We start from the raw sequence: 24,205 nt of genomic DNA, 5'->3' as shown, positions 1-24,205 counted from the left end.
ATGGTTAATAGTTATAGGCAAAACCAACACCTAATGTTATTCCTCTACCTGGCGAGCCAATGGTCGCATCTGGACCACCTGGGTACATGGCTGGCATGTAGTAGCCCCATAGATCATAAGTTTTATTTAAGAGATTATCGCCCCATACATAAACTTCAGCGTTATCACTTTTAACTGCAATCCGTGCGTCGAGTTTGTTATAAGGTTTTAAACCAAAATTGTTTTGTACATCTGCTTTACGTGCGCCAATATAGCGATTAGTTATTCTAGTCTCTAAGGTAAGTCCTGATATATTGAGTGGTATACTGTGAAGTACAGTTAAGTTAGCATTCCACTTGGCTGTGTCAGGTACATAATTATGTTTTTTAACCTTAGCCAAACTTTGACTAGGTGTTCCTACAATTTTAGCATTGGTATAGCCTATGCCTCCTGTAAACTCTAGGTTCCAAGGCGCTTTCCAAAAGCCATCTAATTCAACACCAAAGCTGCGAGTATCATAATTTTCAACAACAGCTACAAAGGTAGCAGGGTTATAGGCCATTAAATGTTCGCGTTTAGTATCGTTATAGAATAGAGCGGTATTTAACCCTAATGTATTGGTATCATTTTCAACTTTTAATCCTGCTTCATAAGAATTTACATAAGCTGATTTATAGGCTTGGTCTGGACTACCTAAAGTAGCAAAGTCGGTACCTTCATCATTAAAACCCCCCGTTTTATAACCTCTGGAATAAAGTGCATAAAGCGTAGCATTATCATTGAGTAGGTAGTTAAACCCAAGTCTACCAGTAGTGTAGTGATCAGTTATTTTTTGCTTATCAAAAGCTAAAGTAGGCATGCCTGGAGCGGCACCTGCATAAATCGAGTTAGCATTCCATTTAGCTTGATAGTTTTTCTTTTCGTAAGATTGGCGAATACCTGCTGTTACTTTGAATTTATCAGTAATTGGATAAGTAACCTCACCAAATACGCCTACATTATCAGTTTTAAATTTTCTTCTAATATTAGCATTCATTGGATTGGTAGGATAAAATACATCCATTACATCATAGGTTTCTCTATGGCGGTGATTAGTATAGTAATTAATCCCTGCTACCCAAAAAATAGGGGCTTCTGGCTTAGAAGAAATTCTAAATTCTTGGTTAAAAAGGTTTTCCTTGGTTAAAAATGACCAGTTAGAGGGAGGTGCCATACCTACTAAATGGTTATATAAATCACCTTCATAAATAGGAGATTTAGTGTCATGTTTGGTATACGAATAGCCTGTAATGGAGGTTAACATGCTGTTACCAAGTTCATGTTCTACCTTTAAATTAAAGCGATGAATATTTTTGTCGCTTTTATCACTACTATTGGGGATATCAATTTTAGGATGATGCCCATAAGGACGCATCATATACATATTATCCATACCCATCGCATCTTCTACTTCAGTAATAAATAGTACTGAGGTGACATCTGATGGTTCCCATAATAATGACCCTCTTGCTATTTTATTTCTAAGAATGCTCACTGGCTTATTGTCATAATGATTATCTAAAATACTATCAGCTTCATCATAACGAACAGCAAAACGACCACTTAACATATCATTTAAAGGGCCACTAATAACGCCCTCAGTTAGTTTCTGATGGTCTTGTCCAAGTTCGGTTCTAAAACCTGCTTCTAAATAGTGAGTAGGTTTTTTAGAAATAATATTAATAGCTCCGGCTTCACTATTTCGACCAAATAGTGTTCCTTGTGGACCTTTTAATACTTCTACACGCTCCACATCGAGTAAGTTTAGGGTCGTATTATTAATAGACTGTGGCATGCCATCAACATTAATACTGACTGAACTATCATCACCACTCATTGGTAATACTGAGCCTACACCACGCATCCGAATAGACTTAGCGCCCCCCATATTACTGATTACCTGTACACCTACCGTATCATTCAAGGCTTTTTCTAACGTGGTTTCGCGATGTTCGACAAGTTTTTTATCATCAATAATATTGACTGTAAAAGGAATATCTTTGGCAGACTCTTTTACATGTCTGGCAGTAACTGTAAGTTGGTCTAATTGAATAGCTTCATCTTCTTCGCCAACAGTTTCTGCTATTGCACTAAAAGATAAACAGAAAGCACTGGCCAATAACCAAGGCGCAGTCATGTTACTTTTGTTAGAACAAATTAAAGGTTGGTGAGTTATTGCATTAGTTAAAGCGAATTTGTCTCTCATATAATTTTCCTAAAATAACACATAAAAGCGTTATGACATGCTTCGTATTTAAGGGGTCATCGTCCATTGGTAGTGGCTTCTCATTTGTTGCTTAGCTATTTTAAGTAGTGCTTGAATAACCTTAGCTTGTTCATCTATCAGATAAAAATGGTTGCCTTGAAAGTATTCACAATGAAAGTTGTTAGTGGTTTGTTGTTGCCAAGCGAGCGCTTGCTCCTCAGTAAGTTCGGTATCTTGCTGAGCGATAAAAGTGCTTAACGGGATAGCCAAAGGGAGACTATTTAATTGGGGTTGCCATGTTTCAATCAGTTGGTAATCATTTCTGATAATGGGTAATAACATTTGTGCTAACTCAGGATGAGTTGCTAAAGAAAACTGGCTACCGTTTAATTTATCTAATTCATTTAATAAGGCTTGATCAGAATCGAGATGTAACGTGCTAGCATTTTTATGGTTGGGCGCCTCACCTGCTGAAATGACTAAATGATAGGGAAGTGGCAAATTACACTCTCGTAACGCTAAGCACAACTCATAGGCAACATAGCCCCCCATGCTATGCCCAAACAGTAAGTAGGGTTTATCTAATATTTGTTGCTCAATTAAAGCTATTATTAACTCATCAATTAGTTGCTCCATATTATTGATTAATGGTTCTACTAGCCGTTCTTCTCTCCCTGGATATTGAACGGCTATAAGTTCGATAGAACTAGGTAAAGTCATCGTCCATTTTTTAAAAAAACTGGCACAGCCACCTGCATGAGGTAAGCAGATAATCCGTTGTTTAGCTTGTGGCTGAGGTTGATAAACTCGCCACCAAGCTGTCTTTGCTTGAGTCACTTTGAATGATGTTGCACTATTCATTGTAACTCCTTGTTATTAAACTTATTAATCAGTGGTATAAAGTAATTTTTGTCCACTTTAAAAGATGGGATGTTAAAGGGTTCGATAGCCTCCAGCAGATTATCCATAGCATATTGGTGGTGGCCGCCATTATCCATGCCATCTTTAAAGTAAAGGTTGATAAAACCAGCTACAAAATTATCTTGAAGTCTCTGTTGCCATTCAGTAAATTCATAGCCTTGTAGCTGACAACCTAACTCTATAAACCAATGGTAAATTTGTTCTACGTTTAAGCTATCAGCAGAAACTAAGTGGAAGTTTTTACTGTTGCCATAGTTTGTTTCAGTGATGGCAGTGATGCTTTGTGCTACAAAGTCCACCGGTACTAAATTAACTTTTAAACTAGAATGTGGGTAGGCGGCAATATCTAAGCAAGCTTTATAGAACTTTAAGAAAGCATCATCATTAATAAAGGGTTGCTCAGTAGTGGCCCAAGTAATAGTGGCAGGGCGCATAATATTGATTGGGACACCTTGTTCTCTGGCAAGGTAAAAGATATTCTCAGCCATAATCTTAGATTGTTCATAGGTTAACTCAAGATCACGCCAACGAGAGATACTAGTACTTTCAGGTACTGGCTTATTTTCATCATGTTCAGTTAAGGCATGATGTACTGCAACAGTAGAAACATAGTTTATTTGCTTAACTTTATTGGTAGTTGCTAGTTGTAGAATATTACTAGCGCCTTGCACATTGGTAGGATATAAGCTACTTAGTGGATCCATTAAATTAATGATGGAAGCATTGTGGATAATAAGATCTATTTCATTAGCTAATTGTTGATACTGTTCTACTGTTAGCCCTAAGTTATCTTTGTCCACTGCACCACAGAATATTTTAATACGATTTTCTGCATCAGATAGTGTTACACCTTTTTCTGCGGCTGCTTTAAAGAGACGGTTAAGTCCTTGTACTTCATCTTCAGCGCGTAATAAACAGTAGATGTTATAATTGGTTTTATACAATAGAGTGCTTAAAGTATAAATACCTAAATAGCCTGAACCGCCCGTTAATAAAATATTCTGTGGGCTATGGGAAATATTAAAAGGGATAGCAGTGTTAAGGCTACTTATAGCTTGCTTAGTTATCTCTGCTAAGTCGATACTTTCTAACCATTGGGTTTTTGACTCATTGCTATTTCTTAGTGCAGTTGCCATATTGGCAAACATACTATTATTGAAAATAAGCTCCAAGGTAGCAGGATAACCCCTAGCTAGTAAGATACTTAATAAGTTAATGGCGGATAAACTAGAGCCACCTACTTGGAAAAAGTCATCCTGTCTAGATATTTGCGTTATCTTTAATAGCTCTTGCCAAATAGTTGCTAAATCTTGTTCGATAGGGTCATTAGTAGGTTGTTCGAACGGTTGGCTAGTGGTGGTATGGGTTTCGGTAAATAGTTTAGTCAGCTGTTTACGATCTACTTTACCATTGCTGCTCAATGGTAATTGTTGGTAAATATCAATTCGCTCAGGGATCATATAATCAGGTAAATCGATAGCCAGTTGTTGTTTAACCTGTGCTACAAATTCTTCTTGCACTCTACCTGTCGAATCTTCAATCACGATAGCAGCTGCCAAACTGCTAGCATTTGCGATAGGTATGGCAACAGCTTGTTTAATAGTAGGAATATGAGTCAGTGCAGCCTCAATTTCACCTAGCTCAACACGATAACCTCTAATTTTAGTTTGGTTATCTTCACGCCCTAAAATCTCAATTAAACCATGTGCTGTATAAAAGCCGATATCACCTGATTTATAGAGCCTTTGTCCTGTAATAGGGTGGGTAATAAAGCGATAAGCAGTCTGTTCGTTGTCTGCTACATAACCATCGGCTAAACCATGCCCTGCAACATACATTTCGCCCACTACATAGTCTGGGCATTGTTCAAGGCGTTCATTTAAAATATAGATTTGATGGTTAGTAAGTGGTTTACCATAAGGAATACGAACTGTCTGCTTAGTAAAACTTTGAAGAATAGGGTGGCTTACACACCAAATAGAGGTTTCAGTTGGGCCACCTAAACTGATTAATTGTAGTTTTGGTAAGTACTCTTTAACCAATGCAGGCAAGGTAACAGGGATTTTATCACCTGATAAAAAGGCAGTGTGTAGGCTACTTAAGTTAAGATGAGTATCCCATTCTAACCAGTTAACTAACATTTGCATTTGTGCAGGTACAGAGTTCCAGCGAGTGATTTGATGCGCTTCAATTAATTTGCCCCAATGCTCTGGATTTGTTCTCTGCTCAGCATCAGGTAACACTAAGCAAGCACCTGCCGCTAGTGTTCCAAATATATCCCATACCGATAAATCAAAACTAAAACTTGCCAAACCGAGAACTTTATCCTGTTGATTAACAGCAAAACGTTTATTGATTTCAGCTACCGTATTCCATGCGGCAAAGTGGCTAACCATCACCCCTTTGGGTCTGCCTGTAGTCCCTGAGGTAAAAATAATATAACCCGTTCTTCTAGTGGCTTCTGGCTGTTGCTGGTAATTTTTAATAAACTGATCGAAGAAGTTAGTAAGGGCTACTTGGTCAATATCAGCCACTTCCTTAGGCGTATTAATTAGTAAGGGGGTAATACTGCTAGGCCAATTTTCATTAAGATGGTTGTTATCGGTGATTAATAGTTTGATTGAAGCATCTTCTAAAATAGCTTGTTTACGTGCTATAGGTTGATGGCTTTCAATGGGCACGTAGGTAGCACCTGCTAATAGCACTCCTAATACGGCGGCTATTTGGGCAGCTGATTTATCCATAACGATGGCTATATTATCGCCTGCTTGGCAGCCTGCCTGTTGTAGCTGCTGACTAATAGTTAGTGCCTGCTCAGCCAGTTGCAAATAAGTGAGCTGATAGTCACTAGCGATAACTGCTGTGGCGGTTGGTCTAATCAATACTTGTTGGCAGAAATCAGCATGTAGTAATTGAGGTTGATAAGCAGTAAAGGTATCATTTAGTTGCGCATGGCGTTGTTGCATAGCAACGGGTAATTTAACCACTGAATTTTGCTGCCACAAACTATCGTCGTCAGCTAGATTATTTAATAACTCAGTGAGTGCAGTAAAAGCCGCTTCAGCCACACCTTCTGGGAAAATGCCTTGTCTAACGTCCCAATCAAGTTGCAACGTACCATAGCGTTCGGTAGTTTGACAATCGAGCCATACTTGTGGCGTTTGAGTAATGCCGTAATGCAGTTTAGCATTTTGCATAAATTCATTAGTTGTCAGTTTATCTGCTTTAACGCCTAGGGTACTGGTATAAACAACAGGTACTAAAATATTTTCTTGGCGTTGTTGGTTCATTGCCCGTAGCACATCTATCCCTGTGAACTCATTGTGCTCTAGGTCTTGCCATAATTGTTCTTGCAAAGCTTGGCTACGTTCACAAAAGCTCTGCTGTGGATTATTCCTAACGCCTAATACATTGACTGCGATAAAATCACCAACAGTATTATGTACCCCAGCATAGTCAGTGGGTCTATTAAATAGGGTTAAATTAATACAGAGCTCTGGATGGCGTGACCAACGGGCTAATATATCTGTAAAAGCAGTTAATACTACACTTGAGGGCGTAAGCTTACGGCTTGTTGCTTGCTGGCTTAGTGCTTGCCAACGTTCTTTGGTTAATGCAAAGTGAAAACGGTCAAAGCGTATAGGTTGATTTTGTTGTTTACTGTAACTACTTACCGGCAACTCTGGTGGTAATGGCATAGTGTCTAATTGCTTCAACCAGTATTGTTTGTGTTTTTCATAACGTTGTTTATAAGTGGGGTTATTAAAAGCTTGTTTTTTAGCTAATACTACATCACGGAAAGTGATGGGTAGTTCAGGTAAGCTAGCAACACCGTATTGATAGGCTTCGCCTAACTCAGCCAGTAATACTTGAATACTTGCAAAATCAGCAATTAATAAATCGATTGAGAAATGTAAAATAGCACCTTCTGCAGTATGGGTTAGTCGCAAATCGAAGAGTGGCCATTGCGTTGGATCGTAACAGCGGTGAGAGAGCTGTTCTCTAATAGCTAATAATTGTTGTTCTGTTTGCTGTGGGTCTAACGCTCTGAAGTCATTTTCTAGTAATGGTGGTAAGTTAACTTCTGCTAAAACTTGTTGAGTACCATCCGCAAGGATAATCGCCCGCAACATATCATGCCGCATAATAAGGCCATGCCACGCATCTTGTAATTTTTTATGGTCTGTATCAGGTAACGCTAACTCAATATAACTATGGCAACCTACACCACCATATTCATAAAGATTACTGCGGCCAACCATATAGGCGAGCTGTAAATCAGTGAGAGGGAATGGCTGATAACGCCCTTCGGCATCGTGCTCAATATTGTTATTGTTGATATTTTGTAGGTACTCAATAATCGCTAACTTATTAGCCGTTAAATGTTGTTTATGGTGATCTGTAATCACACCTGCTGGTGCTTTAAATTTTAATTGCTCACCTTCTGCCCAGAGTAAAACACCTTGTGAGGATAATTCTGTTACTAACGTTTCTACCATTATTGCTTTATTCATAGTGTTCCCTCCTCAAATAAAGTGTCTTCGTCTAATACATTGCTTTTCCATTGCTGTTTAATATAATCACTTAAACTGGCAATAGTTGACGCAGAAAAAAGTACCCTCAGTGGTATAAGCTCTGGGGTAATATGGCGTTTATGTAAAAGTTGTACGATTTGAGTGGCAGTTAAACTATCGCCACCGCTTAAAAAGAAATCATCATCACGTGATAAGGTGTGGCAATTTAAAACCTCTTGCCAAAGATTAGCTATTTGCTGTTCTAACTGATCTCTTGGCAGCTCTTTAACGAGCGTTAAAGTAGTATGATTTGCTAGCTCTTCAATAATCTTTTTCCGATCAACTTTACCATTAGCACTCAAAGGTAAGGTTTCATAAATTACCAAACTAGTAGGCACCATATAATCAGGTAATAGTTGTTGTAATTGCTCTTTAATAGGCTGCTCAGAGGTAGCTAAGTTCTCTTTTAATTGAATAGCCGCTGCGAGTTGAGCCGGGGAACCAACGGTTACGGCGATAGCTCGAGCAATCTCAGGTAAACTGGCTAAGGCAGACTCAATCTCACCTAACTCAATACGATGACCTCTTACTTTAACTTGATGATCAACACGCCCTAAAAACTCCAACGTACCATCCGCCCAATAACGACCTCGATCTCCTGTACGATACCAACGTTGTCCATCTACCTCTACAAAACGCTCTTTGGTTAACGCAGGAGAGGCACAATAACCTAAAGCAACTCCAGCCCCACCAATCCAAAGTTCGCCTGCTACATAATCAGGACAATCCCTGCCTAAGGCATCCACCACTCGATAACACTGATTAGTTAATGGATAGCCATAAGGAATAGAAGACCACTCTTTTGGTAAAGGAAGGGTTACCTCAAAAGCATTAGACCAAATACTGCCCTCAGTAGCTCCCCCATAGCCACCAGCTTAGGTAATTCACCACAGCACTCAGCTAAACGAACAGGCAGATCTAAACCAATCCAATCACCTGATAAAAGAACAGTCTTTAAAGGTAAGCTACGACTATCATGACTAGCGACTACCAACAACATATCAAGTAAGATAGGTACCGAATTCCAAACCGATACCCCATGCTCATGGACTAACTGCAACCAACTAGCCGCGTCTCGGCGTTCATCATCACTGATTAAAACCAAGCGCCCCCAACAGCCAACAAACCAAAGATATCAAATACCGATAAATCAAAATCAAGAGCAGAAACAGCCAAAGCACAACTTGAACTATCAACAGCATAACGTTGACAAATATCCTTAATCGTATTCAACGCTGCTTGATGAGGAATCTCCACCCCTTTAGGTTCACCTGTAGAGCCAGAAGTAAAAATAATATAAGCCAGCGATTGACAATCAACTAACACAGGCTTAGTTAAAGGCTCTAAATCCAAGGCTAAATAAGGCGATATAAACTTAACAGAATCTGCTTCAAACAAAGGTTCATTACATAACACCAACTTAATATCAGCAGTATTAAAAATCTTTTGTTGTCGTGCAACAGGTTGAGTAGTAGACACAGGCACATAAGCACCGCCTGCAGCAAGTACCCCTAACACAGCCATAATCTGCATAGGTCCCCGAGGTAAACAAACCGCTACCGACTCACCTTGCTGTAAACCATAGCTGAGCAATAAATTAGCTATTTGTAAGGCACGCATAGAGAGCTCCTCATAAGAGAACTCCTGCTCATCAAAGACAAGAGCTACTTGTTGAGGATGACTACTGGCATAATCAAAGATAGGTTCTATTAAACTACTGCTAGGTAAAGGTGCAACAACAGCATTAACTTGCTGTCTAACTTGCAACTGAGTAGCAGGTAATTGAGCTACTAAAGGTTGTTGCCAATTATGTTCAATTAACTGATTTAATAATTGGATATAACCAGCAAACATCTCATCAAGTAAGCCAGTTGGGAATAAATCTTCTACTGCATCCCATGAAATTAATAAGCCACCTTGATGTTCATAAAGTTGATGATCTAACCACACTTGTGGAGTTTCTGATAACCCACCGCCTGCAAGTTGTAAAAAACCTTGTTGCTCACTATCTTCAAGTAAATCATCAGCAATACCTAAGGTACTGGTAAAGACAATTGGTAAAGAGGCAGCATTAATTGCTTTATTACGTGCTAGCTCTCGCTGTACCCAAATGGAGGAGATTTCTCGATGATCTAAAGCGGTAGCAAGTTCTTGCTGTAAGCACTTAGCTTGTTCTAATAATGATTTAGAGTAATCAGGGGTATAGGCAATAGGTAATAATGAAGTAAAGTCACCAGCAATTTGATAGATTTCAGGGTGTACCTCTTGTCTATCAAATAGTGTCATATTGATAGTAACTGCTTCGCCACCACTCCATTGGCTTAAAACCTCAGCATAAGCCAACATAATAATAGCAGAGGGAGTTAGCCCATAATTTTTAGCAATATGTCGTAAACTAATTAACTTTTGGCTATCTAATTTAGCGCTTTTACGAATAAACTTCGCTTGCTTAAGTTGTTGTGGTTCGATAGCTGTGGGTAATTGTGGGGCACCGGGTAAAGTTACCATACGCTCATGCCAATAAGCTTCAGCTCGCTCTATTGCTTGTGGAGTATGAGTAACTTGAGTAACATAATCTCTAAAAGAAAGGGTTAGCTTAGGTAACTTAATATCAAGGTCTTGGTAAAAACTTGCTAATTCTTTAAGTAGCAACTTAATACTAAAACCATCCAAATTCATATAGTTAAAAATAATAGCCAGATAACAGCGTTGCTCAGGATAATTAAAAGCATGCATAGCAAAGGGTAGTGAATGTTTTTTAGCTTTCTGTTGTTGCCACCATTCATCCACTTTAATTTTTATCTCAGCTAGATTGTGATGCTCTGATTGGGGAATGGTGTAAAGCGCCCATTCAGGTAAAATATGTTGTTCTGCTTGTTCGGTGACAGTGGCATGTAACATATCATGGCGTGCTACTAATTTATTCCAAGCAACAGTCAACCGTTGTAAATCGATATTCTCGCCATCCAATTCTACTAAATAATGAGTACCACAACTTAAAGGTAAACCAGGCGATTGTCCCATCCAATAAGCACGTTGTACTTCAGTCAGTGGGAATGGTTGATAACGATTAGCTAAATCAGGCACTACTTGTTGTTGTTCAACTTGTTCAGTTACCATTAAAGTAGCGGCAAACTCAGCCAATTGTGGTTTAGCAAACAATTGTCGTAAGGGTTGTTCAGTGGTTAAGCCTAATTGCTTTAATTGAGCAATCACTTGGGTGGCCAATAAACTATCACCGCCTAAGCTAAAGAAACTATCAAAGCGTCCTACGTTTGGCGTTTTAAGTATTTTTTGCCATACACAAGCTACTTGTTGTTCGATAGCTGTTTGTGGTGCTTCAAAGATAGTTTCAGTATTAGTTATTTGATTGACTAGTTCCTCAATAATCTTTTTCCGATCAACTTTACCATTAGCACTCAAAGGTAAGGTTTCATAAATTACCAAACTAGTAGGCACCATATAATCAGGTAATAGTTGTTGTAATTGCTCTTTAATAGGCTGCTCAGAGGTAGCTAAGTTCTCTTTTAATTGAATAGCCGCTGCGAGTTGAGCCGGGGAACCAACGGTTACGGCGATAGCTCGAGCAATCTCAGGTAAACTGGCTAAGGCAGACTCAATCTCACCTAACTCAATACGATGACCTCTTACTTTAACTTGATGATCAACACGCCCTAAAAACTCCAACGTACCATCCGCCAATAACGACCTCGATCTCCTGTACGATACCAACGTTGTCCATCTACCTCTACAAAACGCTCTTTGGTTAACGCAGGAGAGGCACAATAACCTAAAGCAACTCCAGCCCCACCAATCCAAAGTTCGCCTGCTACATAATCAGGACAATCCCTGCCTAAGGCATCCACCACTCGATAACACTGATTAGTTAATGGATAGCCATAAGGAATAGAAGACCACTCTTTTGGTAAAGGAAGGGTTACCTCAAAAGCATTAGACCAAATACTGCCCTCAGTAGCTCCCCCATAGCCACCAGCTTAGGTAATTCACCACAGCACTCAGCTAAACGAACAGGCAGATCTAAACCAATCCAATCACCTGATAAAAGAACAGTCTTTAAAGGTAAGCTACGACTATCATGACTAGCGACTACCAACAACATATCAAGTAAGATAGGTACCGAATTCCAAACCGATACCCCATGCTCATGGACTAACTGCAACCAACTAGCCGCGTCTCGGCGTTCATCATCACTGATTAAAACCAAGCGCCCCCAACAGCCAACAAACCAAAGATATCAAATACCGATAAATCAAAATCAAGAGCAGAAACAGCCAAAGCACAACTTGAACTATCAACAGCATAACGTTGACAAATATCCTTAATCGTATTCAACGCTGCTTGATGAGGAATCTCCACCCTTTAGGTTCACCTGTAGAGCCAGAAGTAAAAATAATATAAGCCAGCGATTGACAATCAACTAACACAGGCTTAGTTAAAGGCTCTAAATCCAAGGCTAAATAAGGCGATATAAACTTAACAGAATCTGCTTCAAACAAAGGTTCATTACATAACACCAACTTAATATCAGCAGTATTAAAAATCTTTTGTTGTCGTGCAACAGGTTGAGTAGTAGACACAGGCACATAAGCACCGCCTGCAGCAAGTACCCCTAACACAGCCATAATCTGCATAGGTCCCCGAGGTAAACAAACCGCTACCGACTCACCTTGCTGTAAACCATAGCTGAGCAATAAATTAGCTATTTGTAAGGCACGCATAGAGAGCTCCTCATAAGAGAACTCCTGCTCATCAAAGACAAGAGCTACTTGTTGAGGATGACTACTGGCATAATCAAAGATAGGTTCTATTAAACTACTGCTAGGTAAAGGTGCAACAACAGCATTAACTTGCTGTCTAACTTGCAACTGAGTAGCAGGTAATTGAGCTACTAAAGGTTGTTGCCAATTATGTTCAATTAACTGATTTAATAATTGGATATAACTAGCAAACATCTCATCAAGTAAGCCAGCTGGGAATAGATCTTCTACTGCATCCCATGAAAGCTCAAGCTCACCATGAAACTCATAAAGCTGATGATCTAACCAAACTTGAGGGGTTTCAGAAAGGCCACCGCTAACAAAAGCAGGGAAGTTTTTATTAGGAGTTTCAAATAAGCCTTCGCCAAGCCCTAAGGTGCTGGTAAATACTACGGGTAATGCAGCAGCAGTTATACCCATCGTTTTCGAGCGTTCCCGTTGCACCCAAATAGAGGAAATCTCTTTATGTTCCAAAGCATCTGCTATTTCATGTTGCAACGCTTTTGCCTGCTCAATAATAGATTGTTGACTATTTGGAAAATAACCAACAGGGGCGAGGGTAGTGAAATCACCTGCTATTTGATTGATATCTGGATGAACATTGGGTCTATCAAATAGGGTTAAGTTAATAGCTAACGATTGGTTAGCTGACCATTGCGCCAAAATAGTGGCGTAAGCTGTTAATAAAATAACAGAGGGTGTTAGTTGATATTGACGAGCTTTTGCTTTAAGTAACAACCATTGTTCATTAGCTAAACGATGGCTACGTCTTTTAAAAATAACCTGTGTAAGTTGTTCAGGCTGTTGTGCAATAGGTAGTTGTGGTGCTAGGGGTAAAGTATTTAGTTTTTCTAACCAAAAAGCTTTAGCTTTAGTTTGGCTATCAGTATCTGTTTGTATTTGAGTAACATAATCTCTAAAAGATAACGCTAATCTGGGTAGCTGAGTGCTACTATTTTCATAGAGTGAAGCAAGTTGCTGAAGAATTAGCTTAATACTAAAACCATCTAAGGTAAGGTAGTTAAAAATAATACCTATACGGCAACGATTATTAGCATACTTAATGGCATATAGATGATGTTTATAATTATTATCAAGTTGATGTTGTTGCCAATATTTATATAAAACCTGTTGTACTTCTTGTACCGAGTCTGTGGCCAGCGTTATTGCTTGCAATTGGATAGCTTCGACTTGCTTTAGAATAGTTTGGTTACCTTCGCTATCTATAGTCACACGCATCATTTCATGATATTGCACCAGTTGATTCCATGCCTGACTAAATCTAGTAAGATCAACATTCTCGCCATCTAGTTCTACTAAATAATGAGTACCACAACTTAAAGGTAAACCAGGCGATTGTCCCATCCAATAAGCACGTTGTACTTCAGTCAGTGGGAATGGTTGATAACGATTAGCTAAATCAGGCACTACTTGTTGTTGTTCAACTTGTTCAGTTACCATTAAAGTAGCGGCAAACTCAGCCAATTGTGGTTTAGCAAACAATTGTCGTAAGGGTTGTTCAGTGGTTAAGCCTAATTGCTTTAATTGAGCAATCACTTGGGTGGCCAATAAACTATCACCGCCTAAGCTAAAGAAACTATCAAAGCGTCCTACGTTTGGCGTTTTAAGTATTTTTTGCCATACACAAGCTACTTGTTGTTCGATAGCTGTTTGTGGTGCTTCAAAGATAGTTTCAGTATTAGTTATTTGATTGACTAGTTCCTCAATAATCTTTTTCCGATCAACTTTACCATTAGCACTCAAAGGTAAGGTTTCATAAATTACCAAACTAGTAGGCACCATATAATCAGGTAATAGTTGTTGTAATTGCTCTTTAATAGGCTGCTCAGAGGTAGCTAAGTTCTCTTTTAATTGAATAGCCGCTGCGAGTTGAGCCGGGGAACCAACGGTTACGGCGATAGCTCGAGCAATCTCAGGTAAACTGGCTAAGGCAGACTCAATCTCACCTAACTCAATACGATGACCTCTTACTTTAACTTGATGATCAACACGCCCTAAAAACTCCAACGTACCATCCGCCCAATAACGACCTCGATCTCCTGTACGATACCAACGTTGTCCATCTACCTCTACAAAACGCTCTTTGGTTAACGCAGGAGAGGCACAATAACCTAAAGCAACTCCAGCCCCACCAATCCAAAGTTCGCCTGCTACATAATCAGGACAATCCCTGCCTAAGGCATCCACCACTCGATAACACTGATTAGTTAATGGATAGCCATAAGGAATAGAAGACCACTCTTTTGGTAAAGGAAGGGTTACCTCAAAAGCATTAGACCAAATACTGCCCTCAGTAGCTCCCCCATAGCCACCAGCTTAGGTAATTCACCACAGCACTCAGCTAAACGAACAGGCAGATCTAAACCAATCCAATCACCTGATAAAAGAACAGTCTTTAAAGGTAAGCTACGACTATCATGACTAGCGACTACCAACAACATATCAAGTAAGATAGGTACCGAATTCCAAACCGATACCCCATGCTCATGGACTAACTGCAACCAACTAGCCGCGTCTCGGCGTTCATCATCACTGATTAAAACCAAGCGCCCCCAACAGCCAACAAACCAAAGATATCAAATACCGATAAATCAAAATCAAGAGCAGAAACAGCCAAAGCACAACTTGAACTATCAACAGCATAACGTTGACAAATATCCTTAATCGTATTCAACGCTGCTTGATGAGGAATCTCCACCCCTTTAGGTTCACCTGTAGAGCCAGAAGTAAAAATAATATAAGCCAGCGATTGACAATCAACTAACACAGGCTTAGTTAAAGGCTCTAAATCCAAGGCTAAATAAGGCGATATAAACTTAACAGAATCTGCTTCAAACAAAGGTTCATTACATAACACCAACTTAATATCAGCAGTATTAAAAATCTTTTGTTGTCGTGCAACAGGTTGAGTAGTAGACACAGGCACATAAGCACCGCCTGCAGCAAGTACCCCTAACACAGCCATAATCTGCATAGGTCCCCGAGGTAAACAAACCGCTACCGACTCACCTTGCTGTAAACCATAGCTGAGCAATAAATTAGCTATTTGTAAGGCACGCATAGAGAGCTCCTCATAAGAGAACTCCTGCTCATCAAAGACAAGAGCTACTTGTTGAGGATGACTACTGGCATAATCAAAGATAGGTTCTATTAAACTACTGCTAGGTAAAGGCGAGGTAATAGAGTTTAGTTGCTGTCTTATTAACTGTGGTTTTGTAGGTAGTTGCTCAAGGGGACATTGTTGCCAGCTTTCAGCTTGTTCACTAAGTGCTACTAATAACTTAGTGTAAGTATTAAACATTTCCTCTATTAATCCTACTGGAAATAGTTCATCAACACTATCCCATGCCAGCAATAAACCATCGCTCATTTCATAAACTTGGTGATCTAACCAAACCTGTGGTGTTTGCGAGATCATATAGTGCAAACTACCTAAGGTTTGTTCGGTTGCATTATCAAGTAAAGACGTACCGAGGTTACAAGCAAATACTACAGGCGCAATAATACCTTGTTGTTGGTTGTAGCGTGCCATTTCTCTTTGTACTTCTACAGCAGAGTAACTAGCATGAGCAACGTCTTTATGAAATTGATTTTGTAGTTGGTTAACTTGCGTAGTAAAACTTTGCTTTTTGGAAAAATCACAATCTAGTAAGAGTAGATTAGTAAAATCAGCCACTACTTGTTCAATAGCTTGTTGTTCAGTATTACGATCAAATAGAGGAATATTTAATAAAAATTGAGGTTGATTACTCCAGCGTGCTAAAACATAGCCATAAGCGCAGGCTAACGTCATTGCAGGGGTTACTTTGGCTTTTGCTGCTTGTTGTTTTAAACTTTGCCATTGTTGTTGGCTAAGGGTAAAAGTGCGTCGCTTAAAGGTTGGTTTAAAAATCTGTTTATTAAGGACAGGTAATTGTGGCCCAATAGGTAATTCTGCTAAACGGTTTTGCCAATAGCTTTTAGCTTGTTGGTAATCCGCTTGTTTATGATGTTGTTGGTCTGCTAGGTAAGCAGCAAAGCTCCAGTCTTTTGGTGCTTGCAGAGAAGTATTTTGCTGGTAAAGCTGAGCTAGGTCTCTTAATAAAATATTTAGACTTTGTACATCAGCCACTAATAAATCTACATCAACGTGTAATCTGGATTTATTAGCAGGTAACAGAGAGATTTCCAACCCAATAACTTGTCCCTGTTCAATAGCTAACTTACGGTGAGAAAGACGCTCGCGAGTTTCAGTTAAACTGTTTTGGATTTGTGATGCAGTTAGTTCACGTAAATCATGGACTAATAAAGGATCATTACAGTTTTCTGAATTAATCAGTTGTTGACCATTTTCCGTAAAGCTTGCTCTCAACATTGAGTGATGGGCAATTAACTGCTTAAAGGCTAGCTCAAGGCGCTGAGTATCTGTAATAGTGCCATCGATTTCCAAATAGGCATGGCAGGCTACACCTCCTAGCTCTCTATTGTCCTCACGACCAATCCAATAAGCGTATTGAACATCGGTTAATGGAAAAGGCTGATCGTTAATAGCTATGGTTGCTGTGCTAGTAGCTACTAAGGGTTGTTGTATAGCATTGGCAAGTAATAGTTGCCATTGGCGTAAGATAGGTTGCTCTATCAACTCTGCAAAAGTGATTTTATAACCAGCTTTACGCCATTGACTTACAAGGCGCATGATATGTAACGAATCTAAACCACTTTCAATAAGATTGTCAGTATCTGTAAGAGTAGTAGTTCCTTGAGGTAGTAACCTTTTTATTTGTTGGTAGATACCTTCAGAATTAATATCTATTGATGATATTGACATAGTTAACCCTCCGTCCCTGTCATTATTTGTTGCTCCTTGATCACTAAATAGCGTGAAATACAGCTTAATTTTTCTATGGTTTCTTCAAGTTCGCGTTCTGGTTGTGATTGGTCGATAATGCCAGCACCTGCTTGTAGCCAAACTTGACCATTTTGATGATAGAGACTACGGAGTACCAAGGCTGCATCTAAGCTACCATTACTATCTACAATCATTACACTACCACTATAAGATCCACGCTTAGAAGCTTCGTGTTGGCGAATAGCAGCCAGTGCTTCACGCTTTGGTATACCAGAAGCAGTAACTGCCGGGAATAATGATTTAAAAGCATGCCACGCGGTTAAGTTAGGTTTTAATTTACCCTTAACGCGGGAGGCTAAATGCTGTACAGTGCCTCGTTTGGAAACTGTCATAAATTCAGGAACAGTCACAGTTTGTTGTTCACATACAGGTTCTAATTCTTCAAAGGCTAGTTTTACTGATAAAGCATGTTCAGCAATTTCTTTAGTATCGTTAATTAATTCGTTATAAAGTCTATCTGATTGCTCAGGATCATCTTTTATTAAGGCTCTAGTACCAGCTAGTGGTTGAGTAGTTACTATTCCTTGGTGGTTAACTTCTACTACTGTTTCTGGACTAAAGCCTATTAAGTGAAGGTCGTTAAAATTAATAGCAAATGAGCGAGCAGGGGTATTGTTTTTTCGTCCTAGTTGATAGCTAGCAATTAAGTCAATATCCGCAGGAATAGGTACTTTTCTGGAAAGGATAATTTTTTGATATTGCCCTGTTTTTATTTCATTAACTGCCGCGGCTACTTTTTCTTTATAAAGCGCAGCATCAGTTTCACGAATAGTAGTTTCACTGTCTGCAAAAGTATTTTTAGCATCATTAGATTGATAGTTTTGTTTATCTATATTTTCAACAATGGCAGTTAATTGGCTTAAACCTTGTTCGCTTAGACTTCTTAATAATGCTTGGCCTTGGGTAAATCTTGCTTCTTGCTCAGGAATAAATAGCTGTAATACTATTTCATCATTACTGGTTAGATAATCTGGATCGTGAAAAATATGGGCCAATTCAAATTTACTAGCACCATAAGCACGCCAGTTTGCAATAGGTAATGTTGTAAGCGCAGCGTTAATATTGTCAATAATTTCTGGCTCATTCCATTGTTGTTGCTGTCCATCGTAGTGGAGAATAGTTTTATCAGCATAAACAAATAATTGAGCAGCTTTATCTAAACCTACTGACCATTCACCATTATGTTCATAAACTGCGTATTGTTCATTTAGATTAGCGTTAATAAGAGCTACTGCTATATCAAGGGGTTGGTTTTTGATATTGATGGTTTTTTCAAAATAATTTTGTGATTGATTAATTTTCATTTGTTGTTCACCGATAATAGATAAGCGACGTTTATCTATTTTTCCTACTGAAGTTAGTGGCCAACTAGCAATGTGTTCTAATTGGTCTGGTAATTTATAAAGAGCAATTCCCTGTTGTTTCAGAAAGTCTCTAATATCGGTTAAAGTAATTTGTTTATTATCAGTAATAATAAAAGCACATGTTCGTTCGCCTAAGCGGCTATCTTTTACAGCCACTACTGCACAACTTTCTATTTGTGAGTGGTCTATTAATTTTTGTTCTATTTCGGCGGCAGCAATCTTTTCACCTGCGCGATTAATTTGTTCTTTGATTCGTCCTTCAACAATAACATTACCTTCAGGAGTAAGTCTGACCAAATCACCCATGCGATAAAAATTATCTTTAGTAAAACTAGTTTTATTGTGTTCAGCAGCTCGGTAATAGCCATGTATGGTATAGGGCCCTTTAGTAATCATCTCACCTGTTGCACCAGCTACAACAGGTTGGTCATGTTCATCAACAATTAATACTTGATCATGTGGTGAAATAGGACGGCCTTGAGTATTGAAAATAACTTCGTCACTATCATCTAACCGTGTACAACAGATTAGTCCCTCAGCAGTACCAAAGACTTGTTGCAATTGACATTGCATAGCCTGTTTGATTTGTCTAGCGATACTAGCTTCTAAACGTGAACCACCTACTTGAATAAGTTGTAAACTAGAAATATCTGTATCATCCCACTCACGAGCATTAGCCCATAATTGAGCAAGGGGTGGTACAACAGCAGTAATAGTTACTTTATGTTGTTCTATTAAGGTAAAAGCTTCGTCAAAGCTAGTGGTTTTACTTAAAACAATACTGCCACCTTTTGAAAGAACACCTAGTAAACCAGGACAGGACAAAGAAAAGTTATGGGCAATGGGCAATACATTAAGGTAAACACTATTACCATCTATCTGGCATATTTCCGCCATAGTACGAGCGTTATAACAATAGTCGGCATGGGTACGGGGAATAAGTTTTGGTGTACCCGTAGTACCGCCTGATAATAATAGAATAGCGGGATCTAAATAATAGGCTTCAGTAACTTCATAAGGTTGAGAGCTATGATAGCTTGCTAACGCTATTTCAGGATCTTGCTCAGTATCTATATGAATGACCTGAATGGCTGGAAAACTACTTGTTATATTATCTACTAATGGTTGGTAATCAGTACCTAAAAATTTATTAGGAACAATATAAAGTGTTGGTTCGGCCAACTCACAAAGCGCATGAATATCTTGTTGCCGCTGAGAGGGCATAGCTAATATAGGCAGCGCGCCTAAACGCAACAAAGCAAACAGACTTGTAATAAAACCTATGCAGTTAGGTAGTTGTAATAACACACGATCTTTTGGTTTAACACCTAGTTGATAAAAGCCAGCGGCTAATAGCTCAACTTGTTGATTAAGTGCTTGGTAAGTGATTTTTTTGTCGCCGGTTATAATGGCCGTATTATTTGCATATTGTTTACACCAGTTAGTTAACTCAGTACTTAGGGAAAGCCTATGCCAATAGCCAAGTGCTAGGTATTGCTTTTGTTGTTCAGCATTCCAAGTTTTTACTTCTAATGGTTGTGTCATTGAATTAACCTTTATTTATAAGTCGTTATTTATTTAACATTCCATTTGATTAGGCTAATTTGGGTAGTGCATAAATAAGAATAATTATCATTTAAAAGATAGATGTTTTATAAAAAAAATTCTCCCCGTATCGGTTAAAAATATCCATATCGGATCTATTTTTTTAAGAAATATATCTTTTATATTTTTAAGTAATTATTTTTTAACAATAAATATTGCGAGATTATTTTTATAAATAGGAATTATTCTGATTTGGCTATTAATTAATCTTTTTAGGGTAGTAATGGTTATCTGTAAAGGGCTATTTTTTAGCTTATTTTTGTATGACTAAGGTTGTTATTTATCATGATAATTTCTCGTTTATCGCAAGATAAACAATTAGCTATTACGCTATTAAAATCACAACAGAGATATTTACTGTGGACAGTTGTTTTAACTATTTTGGCAGCAATTGCAGAGCTATTACCTTTTTTAATTTTGTATAAGGTATTTAGTGCAGTCATAAATTATCAACCATTAACTGCTTATTATTTAATTAAATTAGCAGTAGCTATGGCAGGGGTGATTTTACTGCGCTATATTTTTTATTGTATTGCCTATTACCTTAGCCATCAGGCAGCTTATTCAATCCTAACTGAGTTACGTTATAAGTTGGTGGATAAGCTAGCTTATGCTTCATTACCTTGGTTACAGCAGAATCCATCAGGTAAGTTACGACAAACGGTTATTCAAGATGTAGAACGAATAGAAACCTTTGTTGCTCACCATACGGTAGAAGGTTTGGCAGCTATAGTCTGTCCTTTAGTAAGCAGTCTTTTCTTATTCTATTTTGATTGGCGGTTAGGCTTAGCCGCGTTAATTATTGCTCCTGTTGTTATGTTGATTTCAAATTGGACAATGCGTGGTATGAGTAAGGATTATGACAGCTATATGGGAATGGCTGCCGAGTTAGATAGTGCTACTGTTGAATATGTGCGTAATATTGCGGTGATGAAAGTGTTCAATTTAAATGTTAAGCACTTTGAGCAGATGCGTAGTCGGTTAGCTAACTATTATCAAACCATTCAAGTTATCACCCATAAAGTAATTGGTGGTTGGTCAGTATTTACCTCTTTGTTAAGTGCTAATGTGTTATTTATTCTACCTGTTGGTATTGTTTTATTTATTTATGGAGAAGTTAAGATATCAGCAATTGCCCTAGCTATCATGTTAGGAGCAGGTATTTTAAGACCATTAATGAAAGTTAACCTGCTTAGCTCAGAGTTAACAGAAGTATTAGCTGGTTTAAGGCGTTTAATGCCTATTTTGGCTTTAAAAACGACTAATAATAACACTACCCTAACTCTAGTAGAACCTATTAGCTTACAGTTATCTAATGTAAGTTTTAGCTATCAACAACAGCAAGTAATTACTGATGTGAGTATAGTTTTAAAGCCTGCTACAGTTACTGTGTTAGTGGGTAGTTCTGGTTCAGGGAAATCCACTATTGCTCAATTAATGGCAGGTTTGTTAATACCTAATAAAGGGCAAGTAATGGTAGCTGATGTATCACTACAACAGTTGTCTGATCAGCAAAGGTCAGAGCTTATAGGGCTAGTGACTCAAGAACCTTTTCTTTTTCAAGGAACAATTTTAGATAACCTATGTTTTGCCAATAAAGATATTAGTGAGCAACAGTTAGAGACAGCTATCAAAGTTGCCCAAGCTGAGTCATTAATTAACAGTTTACCAGATGGTTATCAAACTATGGTAAATGAACAAGGTTTAAAGCTATCAGGAGGTGAGCGGCAACGTTTAGCTATAGCGAGAGCTTTACTGATGGATACTCAGATTTTAATTTTAGATGAAGCTACTGCCTTTGCTGATAATATTACCCAAAAGAATTTTTATCAGGCATTACGCACTTACTATCCTCATAAAACGATTTTAATTATTGCTCATAATAGTTATGGGGCAGAATCTGCTGAGCAAATTATTATTATGGATAAGGGCAGTGTGCAGGAAGTTGGACAACATCAACAATTACTCGCACGTAATTCTTTTTATCAAACCATGTGGCAACAACAGCAAACTGTAATGGATTGGAGCATTGTTAGCCAAGAGGGTAAGCAATAATGTTAATAAAATGGTTTGCCCCGTTACAACGAGTTATTCATTACAGTGGTAGAAAGCCACAAATGTTTTATCAAGGGGTATTACTGCGTATAGCAGAACGTATTTTTGATTTACTACCTTTCTTTATTGCCTATCTATGGTTTAGCTATATTTATAAGCAAATAAATACTCTTAATCAGCAACAACTGATTATTAGCTTAGTAGTTGTAATAATTAGTTTGGTGGTAGTTTTGATACTACAATTAATTTGTAGTTATTATGGCTATTTAAAATCTTTTGTGGGTAGCTATCATATTATAGCAGGCTACAGAGAAAGAATAATCGATCAAATACATGCTATGCCGCTAGGTGAAATACAAAACCAACGGGTAGGCGAATTAACTGAAGTAGTTACTAGTGATGTTAAAAAATTAGAAGGTATTTTTACTCATTCAGTAGCAGATATTTTATCGGCTAGCTGTGCTAGTTTAGTGATATTTCTTGTCTTGGTCTGCTATAACTGGCAACTTGCATTAGCATTGATTATCCCTTTGCCTATAGCAGTAGTCATTTTAGAAAAAGTTAAAAAATATTTTTTATTACAGAGTAAACAAAAACAGCAATTATTTGCTCAGATTTCTGGTTTATTAGTTGAGTTTATAATGGGTATTAGAACATTACGTTTATTCAATAAATCAGAACTATGGCTTAATAAACTTAATCTGCAATTTATTAAATTAAAGGATAATAATTTGCAGGTAGAAGCCTTTGGTGGCGGTGCTGTAATGTTATTTAGGCTACTGGTTGAATTTGGTTTAGTAGCCCTGTTAGTAATGATGGCTTATTTAATTACAGCTAAACAAGTGACACCTCTGGATTGGTTATTATTTATTTTAATTGGACATAAGCTATTACAACCTTTATTAACTTTACCTGAAAGTATTACTATTTTTCGTTATGCGATTGAGAGTGAAACTCTTCTGCAACAGCTATTAGATACACCATTATTAAAAGAGCCACAACAACCTAAAAAGATTAGTAACTTTACTATAGCATTAGAAAATGTCAGTTTTAGTTATGAAGTAAAACCAATTTTACAAGATATTAGTTTTACCGTACCGCAAGGTACCTTAACAGCTATTGTTGGTCCATCAGGCTCTGGAAAAACTACTTTATTAAACTTGTTAGCACGTTTTTATGAGCCACAACAAGGTACAATTAAAATAGGTGGTATAGCTATTGATGAGATTGGTACAGAAGGACTTTATCAATATCTTAGTATGGTTTTTCAACAAGTATTATTACATCAAGGCAGTATCGTAGATAATGTTGCTATTGGTAGTCCTAATGCTTCCCAGCAGCAAATAGAAGAAGCCTGTAAAGTTGCCTATTGTGATAATTTTATAAATAATCTTGAGCATGGTTATCAAACAGTTATTGGTGAGACAGGTAGTGGGCTATCAGGTGGTGAAAGGCAACGTATTTCAATAGCTCGTGCTTTGTTAAAAGATGCACCTATTTTATTGCTCGATGAAGCCACCGCCTCAGTAGATCCAATTGCTCAATATGAAATTCAGCAAGCACTTTCCAAATTAGCTCAAGGGCGAACTGTAGTAATGATTGCTCACCGCTTAAATACCATCCGTTATGCTGAGCAAATTATTGTATTGGATCAGGGGAAAATAGTTGGTTGTGGTAAACATAATGATTTATTAAAACATAACAAGTTATATCAACAATTATGGCAAGCACAGAGTATTGAGCATTTAATAGCAGAAGAAAATTAGGGAGTAACT

At 38.1% G+C, this 24,205-nt stretch carries 7 protein-coding genes and 5 pseudogenes; 2 read left to right on the top strand and 10 right to left on the bottom strand.

Features of this window, described 5'->3' with window-relative positions; genetic code table 11:
* Positions 1 to 4: 4 nt before the first annotated feature.
* The 10 genes and pseudogenes from DM558_RS05635 to DM558_RS05580 all read right to left on the bottom strand — a co-directional run bounded on the left by DM558_RS05635 (position 5) and on the right by DM558_RS05580 (position 20,315).
* On the bottom strand, positions 5 to 2,224 hold the full coding sequence (locus DM558_RS05635; protein ID WP_127162553.1) for a TonB-dependent receptor: 2,220 nt from the start codon (positions 2,222 to 2,224) through the stop codon (positions 5 to 7).
* Positions 2,225 to 2,272: 48 nt separating this feature from the next.
* The gene (locus DM558_RS05630; RefSeq protein ID WP_127162551.1) at positions 2,273 to 3,085 is read right to left on the bottom strand and encodes a thioesterase II family protein; all 813 of its coding nucleotides are present in this window, start codon (positions 3,083 to 3,085) and stop codon (positions 2,273 to 2,275) included.
* Positions 3,082 to 7,659 (bottom strand): non-ribosomal peptide synthetase, encoded by a 4,578-nt coding sequence (locus tag DM558_RS05625; RefSeq protein ID WP_127162549.1) that lies wholly within the window; start codon positions 7,657 to 7,659, stop codon positions 3,082 to 3,084. The genes DM558_RS05630 and DM558_RS05625 overlap by 4 nt, the downstream gene beginning before the upstream one ends.
* A complete protein-coding gene (locus DM558_RS05620) occupies positions 7,656 to 8,561 on the bottom strand; it encodes a non-ribosomal peptide synthetase (protein ID WP_228411851.1) in 906 nt (301 codons plus the stop codon). Before DM558_RS05620 ends, DM558_RS05625 begins: the two co-directional genes overlap by 4 nt.
* Positions 8,537 to 11,298: pseudogene (locus tag DM558_RS05610) on the bottom strand (AMP-binding protein). Before DM558_RS05610 ends, DM558_RS05620 begins: the two are co-directional and overlap by 25 nt.
* Positions 11,281 to 12,605, bottom strand: a pseudogene (locus DM558_RS16115) (amino acid adenylation domain-containing protein); the annotation flags it as partial. The pseudogenes DM558_RS05610 and DM558_RS16115, both read right to left, overlap by 18 nt.
* Before the next feature lie 48 nt (positions 12,606 to 12,653).
* Positions 12,654 to 14,261, bottom strand: a pseudogene (locus tag DM558_RS16110) (condensation domain-containing protein); the annotation flags it as partial.
* Positions 14,256 to 14,822, bottom strand: a pseudogene (locus DM558_RS16105) (AMP-binding protein); the annotation flags it as partial. The pseudogenes DM558_RS16105 and DM558_RS16110, both read right to left, overlap by 6 nt.
* A pseudogene (locus tag DM558_RS05585) lies at positions 14,777 to 17,325 on the bottom strand (AMP-binding protein). The pseudogenes DM558_RS05585 and DM558_RS16105, both read right to left, overlap by 46 nt.
* Positions 17,326 to 17,327: 2 nt before the next feature.
* Positions 17,328 to 20,315, bottom strand: coding sequence for a salicylate synthase (locus DM558_RS05580; protein WP_127162537.1), 2,988 nt, complete (start codon positions 20,313 to 20,315; stop codon positions 17,328 to 17,330).
* 345 nt (positions 20,316 to 20,660) lie between these two features.
* On the opposite strand from DM558_RS05580, the gene DM558_RS05575 reads away from it, so the two are divergent.
* Positions 20,661 to 22,430, top strand: coding sequence for an ABC transporter ATP-binding protein (locus tag DM558_RS05575; protein ID WP_127162531.1), 1,770 nt, complete (start codon positions 20,661 to 20,663; stop codon positions 22,428 to 22,430).
* The gene (locus DM558_RS05570) at positions 22,430 to 24,196 is read left to right on the top strand and encodes an ABC transporter ATP-binding protein (protein WP_127162530.1); all 1,767 of its coding nucleotides are present in this window, start codon (positions 22,430 to 22,432) and stop codon (positions 24,194 to 24,196) included. The genes DM558_RS05575 and DM558_RS05570 overlap by 1 nt, the downstream gene beginning before the upstream one ends.
* Positions 24,197 to 24,205 lie beyond the last annotated feature (9 nt).

The organism is Entomomonas moraniae, from assembly GCF_003991975.1.
GTDB lineage: Bacteria > Pseudomonadota > Gammaproteobacteria > Pseudomonadales > Pseudomonadaceae > Entomomonas > Entomomonas moraniae.
Note: the sequence above shows the minus strand (reverse complement) of the source record. Positions and strands in the feature narration are given on the sequence as shown.

Excerpts from the sequence above, each read along its gene's own strand:
- DM558_RS05630 (WP_127162551.1), bottom strand. The coding sequence starts at position 3,085 with ATGAATAGTGCAACATCATTCAAAGTGACTCAAGCAAAGACAGCTTGG.
- DM558_RS05635 (WP_127162553.1), bottom strand. The coding sequence starts at position 2,224 with ATGAGAGACAAATTCGCTTTAACTAATGCAATAACTCACCAACCTTTA.
- DM558_RS05570 (WP_127162530.1), top strand. The coding sequence starts at position 22,430 with ATGTTAATAAAATGGTTTGCCCCGTTACAACGAGTTATTCATTACAGT.
- DM558_RS05580 (WP_127162537.1), bottom strand. The coding sequence starts at position 20,315 with ATGACACAACCATTAGAAGTAAAAACTTGGAATGCTGAACAACAAAAG.
- DM558_RS05625 (WP_127162549.1), bottom strand. The coding sequence starts at position 7,659 with ATGAATAAAGCAATAATGGTAGAAACGTTAGTAACAGAATTATCCTCA.
- DM558_RS05575 (WP_127162531.1), top strand. The coding sequence starts at position 20,661 with ATGATAATTTCTCGTTTATCGCAAGATAAACAATTAGCTATTACGCTA.